A 13,414-nucleotide genomic window follows, 5' to 3' on the forward strand; every position below is an offset into this window, starting at 1 on the left:
ACCAATATATTACCAGATTAGGAGGAGAAAGTTCCAATTTTTTCTATTTAACTATTTTTATTCTACGTTTTCAGCATAGCGTTTATTAAGCTTTTCGCGGTGGGAATGGAAGATTTCTTCAAGAGAAATGTCATATTTGTTAGCAATAACAATAATATTGCCTAACACATCGCCAAGCTCCTCTGTCAATTCCTGTCTTTGCTGATCAACTGTTCCTTCCGCTTCGTCCGGTCTGTCTCTGCCAATTTCTAACGCCCGTATCGCTCTTGCAACCTCGCCTGTTTCCTCTGCCAAAAAACCGATGCGGATGAAAATATCCAGCTCGGACCAGCCCCGTTTTTCATAATAAGCTTTAACCCATTCTTGAAATTCATTTACATTCACAAAAATCCGCCTCCCTTTTTTTACACTATAAATCTTATCAAAAAATCTTTGTGCAAATAAGACAGACACCTAAGTCATGGACACAAAGCCTTCACTATTAGGTTTAAATGACTAAGTTTTTCATTAGAGATATTTCATATAATAGGATTTAAAGGAGGATGTTTATGAAAAGCTGCCGTTTTCTCGTGGTCTTGTTCTGATGAATAATATCACAGCAAGTCTTTTAGCCGGAATCACTATACTATTCATGAGCCTATCTGTGAAAAAACTCGAAAGAAAAAAGAACCAATATACAAAGGCAAGGTTCTATTGGATACGCACAAGTCTTCTTGTTATTCCAAGTGTATTAATTATGGTCATTCTATATTATCTATCAAAATAAGCCTTTCTAAATGGTTTTTGCCATTACATAAAATATCATATCTTCACCAGTAAACATATATGTTTTTCGGAAGCCAGCTCGTTCATAAAGAGTAATTGCCCGTTCATTAAAGGCTGCGACAGTGAGGCGGACGGAGCTGCTGGTTGTTTTAAGCTGGTTCAAAATATAGCGGATAAAGCTCGCCCCCATTCCCTTTCCAGTCAGTTCAGGCTTCATTCCTAAGCCAATATCTAGACTATCCTCCACATAAACACCATAAAACAGCCCGAGGGGAACTTGCGCAGAAGTACCCGTACAGTAAAAACCAATCAATGCCCCGCCGTCATCCAACACTGCAAAATAAGGCTCTTCAAGCAGTTCTTGCATCGACTCTTCCTTATTATGATCATTGTAAAAATCATATGGCGGTTCATACTTCCAGCTGAGGATTTCCTCTGCCCAGCTTTTTGTCATTATCGCTGTTTGCATGCTCCTAACCCTTTCTAACGTTTGTTCTTTAGTCTATCATTATGGCGTTAAAAAGGACATCAGCTTACTCGTGATGTCCTTTAATAATACGCAGCATCGTGTTAGCATTTTTCTGAAACTCATAACCGACCTTCATTTCTTGTGCTTTATAACCTTTTGCTGTCAGTCTATCAATCAGCTCATCCATATGAGCATATCTATTGCCGTCAAGATCTGCTGTCGGAAAAATCCGCAATTCTTTGTTTGTCACTCTAAGCAGTTCATCGATTGCAGCAAAATGAAACTCCTTATCCAGTCTGTCTGCATACGTGAATAAAAAGTGGGCTGACAGCACGATATCAAATTCCTCTTCTGCGAAGGGCAAAGTTGGCAGAGTGCACGGAATATACTTTTTAGGGTTACTAGCTCTGTCCTGGTAATAATCGTTAAGCGCTGCTTTTCGATGCTTTAGCAAGCTTGTGACATCATTAAAGTAGTTCCAGACAAAATGTTCCTTTACTTTTTCAAGAGCAGAGGCAGTATGCTTTATGTCTTCAAGACCTTTTTCATACAACTCATCATTTCCATAGTAATAAGCTATGTCTGATGCTGTTATATCTAGATACTGCTTTGTCCCTTTTGCAGTAAAGGAACAGGCACCTGCTGGACAATCTAGTATCCGCTTACCTTTTAATTCTTCTAAAGACAGTGAGAACATATCGATATATTCCTCATATGTCCTGCCGATAAAGATAATTCTTTCTAGTGAGAGCCCTTCCTTTTCTATTGTCCTCACTCCTTTTTTATTTTCCAGACATATCTATCTTTTTTATTCCAGTATAATTTTATGCCTTTGTTAATAATGAATGCCTCTTGTTTTCCGGGTAAACAGTCTCCCCTACCGTCCTCACAAACAGCGCATCACCCTCTTTAGGCAAATGCCTTGTTGACAAACCAGTCAGGTTGTCTAGGGTAAAATGAAAGACCACTTCAGTCGTATCAGCCTTTGCGATTTGCGCTAGTAATTTCTCAAGAACAATGGAATGACTCGCCATCACTTCATATAGATGAAGTTTATTCCCTTCCATCTCGCAGATAACGATAACTTCCTCTTTTTCCAAATAATAGATATGCTCATGAAATACATTCAAGCAATAAAACAGCAGAATCCCCCATGCCCCCTCTGTCGAAAATGCTTGAGACAACGGTTTTCTCCTGCGTGCCACAGACTCAATGAACCGAAGATCGTCTACACTTTTTCCATTGAGCTTACGAACAGTCACACCTTCTGTCTGTTTATGCTTGTACTCAAGAAAGAACTCTTGCTCTTCCACTTCTTTAAAACCGAATTTCGGATAAAAATCCAGCACTTCATTGTTAGCAAAAAGATATATTACATCTGTTTTCTCCTCATAATCTGCAAGGACTTTTTCTAATAAACTGCGAGATAATCCACATCCCCTGTAGTCTGGATGTGTCATAACTGTACCGATTTGCACAGCCTTCTTCTTCTGTCCTGCTATTAGTAAATCAATTAGATTAACAGAGACATTAGCAACAATCTTTCCGTGATCATGAAAAGAATATGGAATATACCGGTCATTCCAGCAGTCTTTTTGATACCATTCCTCAAAACTTATCCCAAATACACTGCTAGCAAGCTCTGAAAAACTTTGCCGCAAAACGTCATCTTGTTTGTAATCTTTCACGAATTTCAACTTTTCCATTTATATCCCTCCTTTACTTCTAAACTTACATATCCATTATATGACTATATATGCAGAAAAAGTAATCTTTCGACGAAGATTACAACAGAGTAATAATTATTTTAAAATATTAATAGATTGGAAATTATCTTTGAGAATCATTAGAAAATCCCTTGAAAGGAGGAAGGGATACTGTTTATAAGACTAGGAGCCTCAGCTTGGAATAATTTGCTCTGTTTCTTGATTATCACTCTAGTGAATGTACATGTTATATTATTAATAAGAAGTATGTGCGAGGAGTGATAACATGGATTTTATTGCGATAGATTTTGAGATTGCGAATGAAGAGATGGACAGTGCCTGTTCGGTCGGACTTGCTTATGTGGAAAACAATCGGGTTGTAAAGACAGACTATTATCTCATTAAACCGCCCGTGTTAAAGTTCAATGAGAGATTTATTCGAGTTCACGGCATTACTGCAGAGGATGTTATGGAGCAGCCAGCATTTGATCAAGTATGGAAGCAGCTTGAGTCTGAGCTGACAGGTCAGCTGCTTGTTGCTCATAATGCTCAGTTTGATATGAGTGTTTTGCACAGCTGTCTGGCAAGATACAATCTTAAAGCACCGCAGCTGCGCTTTGCTGACAGTATATCCATCAGTACGGCTGCCTGCAGGGGAGAAGGTGTGAGACAATCTTTAAAAGCACGCACCGCCCGCTTTGGTGTAATGTTAGAAAACCATCATCATGCAGGAGCGGATGCGATTGCCTGTGCAGAGTTAGTAATTGCCTGCGTGAAAGCGATGGATGAACGTGATCTTGATGCTTATTTAACGACAAATCGACGAATTTCAGTAAAGCCATTTTCAGCATTAAAGCCGCAAATATCCTTCAGCAAAAAAAGAACGGCTCCAAAACCTGTTAAGAAATTTAATTCTGTAGCAATTTCCGAAATTGCAGCAACAACGGAAACCTTTGACGAGACACATGCACTGTTCGGCAAAAACGTCGTCTTCACAGGGGACTTAGCAACACTAGACAGGAAAGAAGCAATGCAGAAGGTCGTTGACGCAGGCGGACTTGTCAAAAGCGGTGTGAGCGGAAAAACAAACTTCCTTGTTGTCGGCGTTCAAGATAAACAGCTTGTCGGTGCCTCAGGCATCAGCACAAAAGAAAAGAAAGCTTTTGAGCTGCAAGAAAAGGGGCAGGATATCCAGATTGTTAACGAAGAGCAATTCTTGCGCCTGATTGATGGAAAGAACGGATAGTCATAAACCGAAGCCATGCTAATTGCATGGCTTTTTCATATAGTTTTTTTCTTTTCTACTAATCTTTTTTCACTTTCTATGCATAAGAGTTTGCTAGTTTGGGAAGAATGCTAGTATAAAGGAGGAATTAACGATGAAGAAAATGACGAAAATGAATGTAACGGATTTTATTACAGAGGAAAAATTTGAGCTTCACTCCTACCTAACCTATTTATTTACACATACACAAACAGATAACTCTGAAGAAGCAGCTGTTTAATTTAATTTTGCTATCATACATTTTTAAGAAAAGCTGTTCAAACAAAAAAAGACGGATTGCTCCGCCTTTTTTCGGTTTATATTTTTTAAGCTTCTACTTTGTTGAAGAACTGCGGTAAATGCTCTTTATGTGCTTCAAGCATTTCGTCGATTATTTCTTTCGCAACTGTGTCAGATGGTGATAACGGATTGATTGTCAAAGCTAGAATAGCTTTGTCATAGTCTCCTGTTACTGCTGCTTCTGCTGCAACTCTTTCAAAGGATTTGATCTGTTGAACAAGTCCTCTTACTGCTACTGGAAGCTCACCCATCACGATTGGTTTTGGGCCGTCCTTTGTAATGATGCTGGACACTTCGACAGCTGAGTCATTCGGGATGCCGGCAATTGCACCATTATTGATTGTGTTAACAGGCTGGATGTCGCGTTTGTCATTGTAAATGGAATTGATTAAACGGACTGCAGCATCAGAGTAGTATGCTCCTCCGCGTTTTTCCAATTGCGGCGGCTTGATTGCTAGATTTGGATCTTTGTAGAGTTCGAACAATTCTTTTTCAAGTTTTTGTACAACTTCAGCACGAGTTCCCTCGTTTTTCGAATTCTTCTGATCCTTCGCGATCATTTCGCTCGTTTTATAGTAGTACATATGGTAAGGGCATGTTAGTACATTCAATGCTTTGATAAATTCAGGCTCCCAGCCAAGACCTTCAATATTTTTTACGAATGAGCTATTGTTTGGATCTGTCAGCAGGTTGATAACCTTATCCTTTACGCTTTCTCCGTCTACATAAACATCAAGGCCGTAAACCATATGGTTCAATCCCGCGAAGTCGATGCGAACTCTAGAATGATCAACCTCTAGAAGCTTCGCGATACCCATTTCCATGCCGATTGGAACATTGCACAAGCCTACTATTTTTTTGATGTTAGAATAGCGAAGCACTGCTTCTGTTACCATGCCGGCAGGGTTTGTGAAGTTAATCAGCCATGCATTAGGGCAAAGCTCCTCCATATCCTTACAAATATCCAAAATAACAGGAATAGTGCGCAAGCCTTTGAACAAACCGCCAGGTCCGTTTGTTTCTTGTCCTAGCACGCCGTATTTCAACGGAATTCTTTCATCCTTCGCACGGGCATCAAGGAGGCCGACACGGAATTGTGTTGTAACAAAGTCTGCATCTTTAAGTGCAGCTCTGCGGTCAAGTGTTAAATGAACTTGAATTGGCAAGCCAGCTTTTTCAATCATGCGTTTTGCTAGATTTCCAACGATTTCAAGCTTTTCCTTCCCTGCTTCAATATCAACAAGCCATAATTCTCTGATCGGCAATTCGTCATATCTTTTAATAAAACCTTCTACTAATTCTGGTGTATAGCTTGATCCTCCGCCAATTGTGGCAATTTTAATTCCGTTTGTCATTTTTGGACACCTCCAGGAGTTTTAACAAGTTCATATAAATCAATAATTTCTTGTGCTAAATCCTTAAGCGTAATGGCATTCATTAAATGATCCTGTGCATGCACCATCAGCAAGGAAACCTCAATTTTGTTCCCTCTTACTTCATTTTGGATGAGGGATGTCTGGATATGGTGGGCATCATTCAATGCTTCAGCAGCTTCCTCCATCTTTTGTTTCGCAAGCTCGAAGTTTCCTTCTTTAGCAGCAGCAATTGCTTCCATTGCACAGCTTTTTCCATTTCCTCCGTGGAGAATAATCTGGAATACTGTTTCTTCCATATTAGCCATTTTATAATCAGCCTCTCTATTTTAGAATGTAAAAATTGTTAAGTATAAGCGCAAGTATTTTTAAAGCGTTTTCAAAAACACTTGCGCACTAAGTTGTTATAGTTATTAGCTTACCTTTGTGAATTCTGTGCCTTTTTCTTCTGCTAGTTTTTGTTTATCCCAAGTTCGGAAGAATGGGAAGTAAAGTACAAATGCGATTCCAATGTTGACAAGCTGCATCACTGCACCGGAAAGCTTTCCGCCTGTTGCCAAGTATCCACCGATTAGTGGCGGAGTAGTCCAAGGAATTGCAATTCCTGCTGGTTTTGCCACAAAGCCAAGTTTCATTGCATAATATGTCACTGTGATTGTTACAATTGGTGTTAAGAAGAACGGGATGATTAGTAATGGGTTCATTACGACTGGTGTACCAAAAATAACTGGTTCGTTAATCATAAATGCTCCCGGACCGATTGATAATCTGCCCAAATCCTTCATTTGTCTGCTTCGTGCAAACAATACCATCATTAGTACGAATGCGAATGTTGCACCAGAACCACCGATGTTGATAAATACTTCAAAGAACTGAGCTGTAAAGATCTCTGGAAGTTCTTTTCCTGCTTGGAAAGCAGCTTTGTTAGCATCTGTGTTAGATAGCCAGATTGGGTTCATAACTCCCCCAACGATATTTGTACCATGAAGACCGGCAGACCATAGAAGCATTACTAATCCGTAAGCGATAATGGAACCGATTAATGATCCACCTAATAGGCCAAGCGGTTTGCCAAGAACTAATGTTACAATATCATGTATGCTGTTAATACCGAAATATTCTACAATTAAACGAATTACCCAAATGATAGCGATTACAATGAAGCCCGGAATTAAAGCAACAAATGATTTGCTGACTGCTGGTGGAACACCATCCGGCATTTTAATTACCATGTTTTTATTAATGATGAAACGATAAACTTCTGTTGAGAATAATGCGATTAAGATTGCTACGAATAGACCTTTGCTTCCCATTAATGCAACTGGGATAGCGCCGCCTACTGCTACAGCTTCTGTTGCACCTTCTGCAAGGAAAGGAACATTAAATGGTGTTGCCAACAGGAAAGCACATAGTGAGATAACCCCTGCTGTAATAGCATCTAATGAGTATCTTTCAGCCAATCTGTACGCAATACCGAATGCTGCGATTAGACCCATCATATTGAATGTTGCATCAACTGGATAAGAAATCTTTGTCAGCCATGCATCGCCAAATGTTCTTGCCATGAAGTCTGCGTAGCCTGGAATTGGCAGATAACCTAGAATCAAGAATACTGAACCGATAATAATCATCGGCATTGCCAATATGATACCGTCTTTTAATGCGCCTAAGTGCCTTTGAGCAGCCAATTTGGCTGCAAAAGGCATAAATTTTTCTTCTAAGAAGGCTAAGAACTTATTCATATTTATCACCTTATCCTATTTTAGTTGTTAACTAGGTTGATAGCTGATTTTAGTACTTCTGCTCCGTTGCAAGTTCCATAATGCATCATATTGATAGAATCTACTGGAATTCCCTTTTCTGCGCCAAGCTTTTTCATTTGCGGAAGCAAATAGCGAACTTGTGGTCCAAGCAATAGGACATCTGCGTTATCGATATGGCTTTTTACTGCATCTGCGCTTTCTGCCCAGATTTTGCACTCAATACCTTGTTCTTTTGCAGCAGCTTCCATTTTTGTTACCAATAGACTTGTAGACATCCCTGCAGCACAGCATAGTAGAATATTCATAATATAATTCCTCCTAGAAATTAAAATTGTATAATAAAAGAGTTTTTTGGAATGCTTCCTAGCATATACCATTGTTTCATTTAAGTTTGTTTTTGTTTGCCGTATATGCTTTTTGCATTCCGTGTTGCTGTATTACCTTATGTCCTTATCTTAATGTAAAAGCGCTTACATGAACACATAATGTTTTTCCTTTGCCTAACGGAAATGATTGTGTCTCTTTGGAAAAAGTCTGTACCAAACTTGCAGTTTTTTGTCGGATGTTTTCAAATTATGTAAATTTCCTTATAAAAACACTTAATTTTTCCAAATTAATTTGTTAAAATAAGTACAAAGATTGATACCTAGGAGTAATCATTATGATAACGAGAAAAGATAATAAGGAGAGTATGAGCGCGCTGCTGCAAGATATTGAATCGTTGAAGCTGAAGCTGATTAAATCAGGCAGCGATAAAGGACTTAATGATCCGGGAACACTTCAGATCAGTGAACAGCTTGATACGTATATCGTCAAGTATCAGCGGCTCGCTGCCCAGAAATCAGCACTATGACTAAAGCCAAGCCGTAGTATGAGAAGCTGCCCCCTATGGACGGAAGCTTATCCGGCTTGCTATGCCTGCGGTGTCAGCAGAATGCAACCACAGATACTCTCTTAACAGCTTTTAGCGTTATCTCCTTAATAAAAACCGGCCTTCGTAATGGTGGCCGGTTTATTCTTTACCGATATAAATTAAGCATGTCTTTAACAGCTGCCGCTGCTGCTCCTCTAGGATGGGAAGCGCCGCCAATACAGCAAATCGTACCCATTTCTTCTGTGTGAAACAAGATGCCTTTGTTTGTTCCTTTCACATTAATCAGCGGGTTATCTGCAAAAATAACTTCAGGCTTTACTTGAATAGACACTTTGCCATTGATGGTTCTTGCACTGGCGACAAGCTTAATATCATTGCCGTTTATTTTAGCATATTGCATATCGCCCTTTGTTACCTTTTCAATGCCTTCAATGCTAATATCCTTTAACGTCCATGTTTTATTAAACAGACCGTTTGCGAGCAGCAGTATTTTGCAGGCACTGTCATATCCTTGGACGTCAAGTGCTGGGTTTGCCTCGGCAATCCCTTTATCTTGGGCCAGCTCCAGAGCCTTCTCAAAGGAAAGATTAGCATCTGACATACTTGTTAAAATGAAATTAGAGGTGCCGTTCAGGATGCCTTCTATCCCGGTAATCTGACTGCCTGCGAGACTGTATTCACCAATATCCAGAGTCGGAAGAGCTGCAGCTGTTGCGCCGCTGTATTTGATGCGGCAGCCGTTATTGTCAGCAAGCTGCTTCAATTCAGGCAAAGCATGAACAAGCGCGCCTTTGCTCACTGAAATAATGTCCATATTCTCCTTTAAAGCAGCTTTTATATAGGTCAATGCCGGTTCACCTGTTTCCAGATTGGTTGGGGAGCATTCAATCAATACGTCACCTTTCATTTGCGCTGTTGCCAATGGCACCTGCTTGTATTGGGCATACTGCTTGAGAGCTTGTGATCCTTTGCCGAAGGACAGCAATGTTTCTAAGTCTAATCCAGCTTCCTCGTAAATCATTCCTTGTGACCCGATAATGCCAGTAATTTTGCTAGAAAAACCATAGGTATCCTGATATCTCTTATTGTGCTCCTTAATTATCTTTACTATTTCCTTCGCAACCGTTCCGTACCCTGTTATGATTATTTTTCTTTCTTCCATGGCAGATCCTTCCCTCGTTTCTTGTTCAGCGTTTTTTTACTTTATTCTTGATGAAAGAGTATTTATCCTTTTTTCCTTTTATAAAATCCTTTTGAAACAGAAAAAAAGGCCCGCAGCTGCAAGCCTCCCGAATATTTCCCTCTTATAGATACTTGCGGTGCAATGCCTTTCCATCATAGGTGTACAGCATATTTTTGTCCTCAACAATCGTTTCCATATGAACATTTCTGCCCCAAAGCTGATGTATATATGGAAGAACCTTTTCCAAATACTTAAGGTCCAGCTCAATCCCCTCATAGCCATGCTTTAAGTACAGCTCGCCGTTCTTTAAGTAATCGCCGTCATTAACAGTGATATAAGGAAAGCCTCCATTGACTCTCATGCTGACAAGCTGATCTCTTACCTGTTCCCAGCCTTTATCAACAATTTTGTATTCTCTGCCTTGCTTTTGGAATAAATACATGTCTTCCCTTGTTACTAAATCCTTCGTTAAATAGTTCCGCAAAAAGGAAATATCGGATTCAATTTCTCTGACCTCAAACATCTTCTCTCTGCCTGAGTTTGGCTTAACGCCTCTCTTTTTCATTTCCTCTGTCGGATTATTGTAACGCTCTTCAATGTCCTCAAATATCTTCAGACCAAGATAATAAGGATTAATTCCCGTTTTTGACGGCTGCACAACACCTGCGTTCAGCTTGGCGAATTCAATAGCCTCTGAGCTCGTTAAATCAAGCTCCCGAACGATTCGCTGATGCCAATAGGAAGCCCAGCCTTCATTCATAATTTTCGTTTCAAGCTGTGGCCAGAAATACAGCATTTCTTCTCTCATCATTGTTAAAATATCACGCTGCCAGTCTGTCAGCTCTCTGCTGAAGCTTTCGATAAACAGCATAAGATCCTTTTCAGGCTGTGGAGGAAATTTCTTAATGATTTTCTTTTTTTCCTTCTTTGGCTTATTGCGGGAATCCAAGCCCCATAAATCATCATATGGCGTTTCTACCGTTTCTTCCACTTCCTCAAATTCTACATCATCCATTGTCCAAGCAAGCTTCGGTCTCATTAAGCTTGGATCGATATGCTCTTCAATGGCAAGAACTGCATCAAGAAATGTTTCCACTTCATGCTTGCCATACAGTATTTCATATTGGCGGACACGGTCGGCAGTGGCTGCCATGCTTTCAACCATTTCCCGCTTCGTATTTTGAAAGCGGACATTGTTCTTAAAGAAATCACAATGAGCCAATACATGGGCAACAATCAGCTTATTATTGATAAGTGAATTGCTGTCGAGCAAAAAAGCATAGCAAGGATCAGAATTAATCACAAGCTCATATATTTTAGACAAGCCTAAATCATAATGAAGCTTCATCTTATGAAATTGCTTGCCAAAGCTCCAATGGGAAAAACGTGTAGGCATGCCGTAGGCGCCGAATGTGTAAATGATATCTGCAGGACAAATTTCATACCTCATCGGGTAGAAGTCCAACCCAAAGCCAGTGGCGATTTCTGTAATTTCTTCGATGGCGTATTGAAGTTCCTTTTGCTCTACTTCATTCATTCCGTTCTCTCCCTTCACCGTCTTAAATTAATGTATGAGCGAAATCGCAGAATGATGAGTTATTTCACTGTTTTTAAAAAGTGGAAAAAAATTCTTGCAAGCAATTACTCAAAAAAATATTTTGCCAAACTAAAGAAAAAAGCCTGCAAAGGATTGCCCTTTGCAGACTTAACGTTTATTCGAGGATATTTTTGACCTTTTTCACAACATGACTAGAACCGCCCTTATTTTGGACACCTTCAATCATCATCGCCACAAGCATATCCTTATCTTTCTTATCATATGTCACATACCAGCCGTTTTCTGTACCCTTTTCACCTTGCTTTGCTTTCAGCTCGGCAGTACCCGTTTTCCCAGCAAGCGTCATACCGTTGATTTTGCCAGCATGTGCTGTTCCACTTGGACTGTCGATTACTTGCTGCAAATCATCTGAAATTGTATTAGCAGTTGCACTGCTCATGATGCCTTCCTTCCAGACCTTGCCCTTTTCTTCGTCTTGAAGAAGGATTGGCTTGATTAAGTTGCCGCCGTTAACAAACGGTGTATATGCTGCTGCAAGCTGAATAACGCTTGTTTGAACCTGGCCTTGGCCATAGCCTGAGTCAGCTAACAGAATATCACTATCCAGCTTGCCGATCGTTGCTTTCGTAATTGGATATGCATAATCAAACTCTTCTTCAAAACCGAATTTCTTCAGCTCTGTTGTATATTTATCTTTGCCCATATCTAATGCTGTCTGCGCAAAGTAAATATTATCACTGTACAGCAAGGCATCAGCTAGATTAACAGGTTCACTGCTAGTATGCACTCTCGTTACATAATAGTTGCCCCATGATTTGTCTTTTTGCCATTGCTTTGTCGTAATTTTGCGTTCCTGCTCTGGTGTGATGACACCTTCTGTTAAAGCTGCCGCTGCCACAACCGGCTTCAGCACAGATCCTGGTGCATATGTGTTCTTAAAGCGGTTCGTGTAAGGCTCCAGCTTATTATTGTTGTACTCTTCTTGTTCAGAAATTGTCAGCCCTGCAACCACCTTGTTAGGGTCATAAGACGGACTGCTGACAAGGGCCATCGTTTCCCCTGTAGTCGGATTGATTGCAGCAGCTGCTCCTGCTTCTCCGTCCATTTCATCATATATTTTCTTTTGAAGCTCGCCATCGATAGTCAGCTTGATGTTCTCACCATTTTTGACTTCTTTTTCGGCGAGAGTGACACTTGTGCCATCGACCTTAGAAATCGAAATTGTCGCGCCGTTTTCGCCTCTCAGCTTCTCTTCATAAACTTGCTCCAAGCCTCTTTTTCCAATAACATCAGAGCTTGAATAGCCTTTGCCTTTTTGCTCTTCCAGCTCTTCGGCAGTAATGTTGCCAATATAGCCGATTAAATGAGCTGCAGCTTCTCCATATGGATAAATTCTGCCTGCAACATCCTGCTTCTGAACACCTGGAAGGGCAAACAGTTTCTCAAGAAATGCTTGATCGCCTGTTGCCAGCTTCTTAATTGGCACAAACAGGTTTGGCTGTACCCAATCTGCACTTAAAGCCTTTTCAATTGTTTCCTTTTTAATATCCAGCAATTTCGCAAGCTCTTCTACTTCTGTTGTCTGATTTTCCATTTGTTCAGGCACAAGACCGATTTGATAAATGATGCCATTCATCGCCATTGGATTTTCATAAACATCAACAATAGCTCCCCGTTCTGCAGGAACCGTTTCTAATGAAACTTTATCCTCAGCACCTAAATCGGCAAAGATATACGTTGTATCCCAATCTATATACCAGTTTTCTTCTTTATCGCGCTCTTCTTTCACAAGCTTCGCAGCCTTATCAAAGCTGATTTCTCCTGCCATACTGTTCATTTTAGCTGTGAAAGGAATCTCTGCAGTCTCTTTTTTCTTATTATCATCCTTTTCATCTTCTGACAGCTTTTTAGCAGAAACATTCAAATCTTTGATTTCCAAATCACTGTATAATTTCTCATAACGAGAAACATAACCTTCCTTTGAAACTGACTTCTTCGCTTCGGAAGACAGATAGCCGTACATTTCATCAAACTTCTGGTCATTCCACAGCTTTATGTATTGGGAAAGCCTATCATCCGGGGTAGGCTCATCATTATTGCATCCAGCCAATATTACAATCAGAATCATCGGCAATAGCCATAATAGTTTCTTCATTCTC

Annotated in this window: 13 protein-coding genes and 1 pseudogene; 3 read left to right on the top strand and 11 right to left on the bottom strand. The window is 40.1% G+C overall.

Annotated features, from left to right (window positions below):
• Positions 1 to 57: 57 nt before the first annotated feature.
• The 4 genes from L8T27_RS17970 to L8T27_RS17985 all read right to left on the bottom strand — a co-directional run bounded on the left by L8T27_RS17970 (position 58) and on the right by L8T27_RS17985 (position 2,940).
• Positions 58 to 384 carry a MazG-like family protein gene (locus tag L8T27_RS17970; RefSeq protein WP_233315880.1) on the bottom strand — a complete coding sequence of 109 codons (327 nt, stop codon included), beginning with the start codon at positions 382 to 384 and terminating at the stop codon, positions 58 to 60.
• Positions 385 to 772: 388 nt separating this feature from the next.
• Positions 773 to 1,234 carry a GNAT family N-acetyltransferase gene (locus L8T27_RS17975; protein ID WP_237942047.1) on the bottom strand — a complete coding sequence of 154 codons (462 nt, stop codon included), beginning with the start codon at positions 1,232 to 1,234 and terminating at the stop codon, positions 773 to 775.
• 64 nt (positions 1,235 to 1,298) lie between these two features.
• Positions 1,299 to 2,009 carry a class I SAM-dependent methyltransferase gene (locus L8T27_RS17980; protein WP_237942048.1) on the bottom strand — a complete coding sequence of 237 codons (711 nt, stop codon included), beginning with the start codon at positions 2,007 to 2,009 and terminating at the stop codon, positions 1,299 to 1,301.
• A 49-nt stretch (positions 2,010 to 2,058) separates the two neighbouring features.
• Entirely contained in the window at positions 2,059 to 2,940 is an 882-nt protein-coding gene (locus L8T27_RS17985; RefSeq protein WP_237942049.1) for a GNAT family N-acetyltransferase, read from the bottom strand.
• 286 nt (positions 2,941 to 3,226) lie between these two features.
• Between L8T27_RS17985 and L8T27_RS17990 the strand changes: the two genes are divergently transcribed.
• Together L8T27_RS17990 and L8T27_RS28745 are read left to right on the top strand one after the other, a co-directional pair.
• The gene (locus tag L8T27_RS17990) at positions 3,227 to 4,186 is read left to right on the top strand and encodes an exonuclease domain-containing protein (RefSeq protein WP_233315884.1); all 960 of its coding nucleotides are present in this window, start codon (positions 3,227 to 3,229) and stop codon (positions 4,184 to 4,186) included.
• A 133-nt stretch (positions 4,187 to 4,319) separates the two neighbouring features.
• Positions 4,320 to 4,445, top strand: a complete 126-nt coding sequence (locus L8T27_RS28745) for a hypothetical protein (RefSeq protein ID WP_282581408.1) — start codon at positions 4,320 to 4,322, stop codon at positions 4,443 to 4,445.
• An 85-nt stretch (positions 4,446 to 4,530) separates the two neighbouring features.
• Here L8T27_RS28745 and L8T27_RS17995 read toward each other — a convergent pair whose 3' ends face one another.
• The 4 genes from L8T27_RS17995 to L8T27_RS18010 form a co-directional block, all read right to left on the bottom strand.
• A complete protein-coding gene (locus L8T27_RS17995) occupies positions 4,531 to 5,859 on the bottom strand; it encodes a 6-phospho-beta-glucosidase (protein ID WP_233315885.1) in 1,329 nt (442 codons plus the stop codon).
• On the bottom strand, positions 5,856 to 6,185 hold the full coding sequence (locus L8T27_RS18000) for a PTS lactose/cellobiose transporter subunit IIA (RefSeq protein WP_127739042.1): 330 nt from the start codon (positions 6,183 to 6,185) through the stop codon (positions 5,856 to 5,858). The genes L8T27_RS17995 and L8T27_RS18000 overlap by 4 nt, the downstream gene beginning before the upstream one ends.
• Before the next feature lie 105 nt (positions 6,186 to 6,290).
• Positions 6,291 to 7,619 (bottom strand): PTS cellobiose transporter subunit IIC, encoded by a 1,329-nt coding sequence (gene celB / locus L8T27_RS18005; protein ID WP_233315886.1) that lies wholly within the window; start codon positions 7,617 to 7,619, stop codon positions 6,291 to 6,293.
• Positions 7,620 to 7,639: 20 nt separating this feature from the next.
• Positions 7,640 to 7,945 carry a PTS sugar transporter subunit IIB gene (locus L8T27_RS18010; protein ID WP_127739040.1) on the bottom strand — a complete coding sequence of 102 codons (306 nt, stop codon included), beginning with the start codon at positions 7,943 to 7,945 and terminating at the stop codon, positions 7,640 to 7,642.
• 356 nt (positions 7,946 to 8,301) lie between these two features.
• Between L8T27_RS18010 and L8T27_RS18015 the strand changes: the two genes are divergently transcribed.
• Positions 8,302 to 8,493, top strand: coding sequence for an aspartyl-phosphate phosphatase Spo0E family protein (locus L8T27_RS18015; protein ID WP_233315887.1), 192 nt, complete (start codon positions 8,302 to 8,304; stop codon positions 8,491 to 8,493).
• 166 nt (positions 8,494 to 8,659) lie between these two features.
• Here L8T27_RS18015 and L8T27_RS18020 read toward each other — a convergent pair.
• The 3 genes and pseudogenes from L8T27_RS18020 to L8T27_RS18030 all read right to left on the bottom strand — a co-directional run.
• Positions 8,660 to 9,679, bottom strand: a pseudogene (locus L8T27_RS18020) (homoserine dehydrogenase); the annotation flags it as partial.
• Between the two features lie 139 nt (positions 9,680 to 9,818).
• A complete protein-coding gene (locus tag L8T27_RS18025; protein WP_233315889.1) occupies positions 9,819 to 11,234 on the bottom strand; it encodes a SpoVR family protein in 1,416 nt (471 codons plus the stop codon).
• Positions 11,235 to 11,409: 175 nt separating this feature from the next.
• Positions 11,410 to 13,410: a penicillin-binding transpeptidase domain-containing protein gene (locus L8T27_RS18030; RefSeq protein WP_237942051.1), complete on the bottom strand. Its 2,001-nt coding sequence runs from the start codon at positions 13,408 to 13,410 to the stop codon at positions 11,410 to 11,412.
• Between the last annotated feature and the right edge of the window lie 4 nt (positions 13,411 to 13,414).

The organism is Niallia sp. Man26 (assembly GCF_022049065.2).
Classification (GTDB): domain Bacteria; phylum Bacillota; class Bacilli; order Bacillales; family Cytobacillaceae; genus Niallia.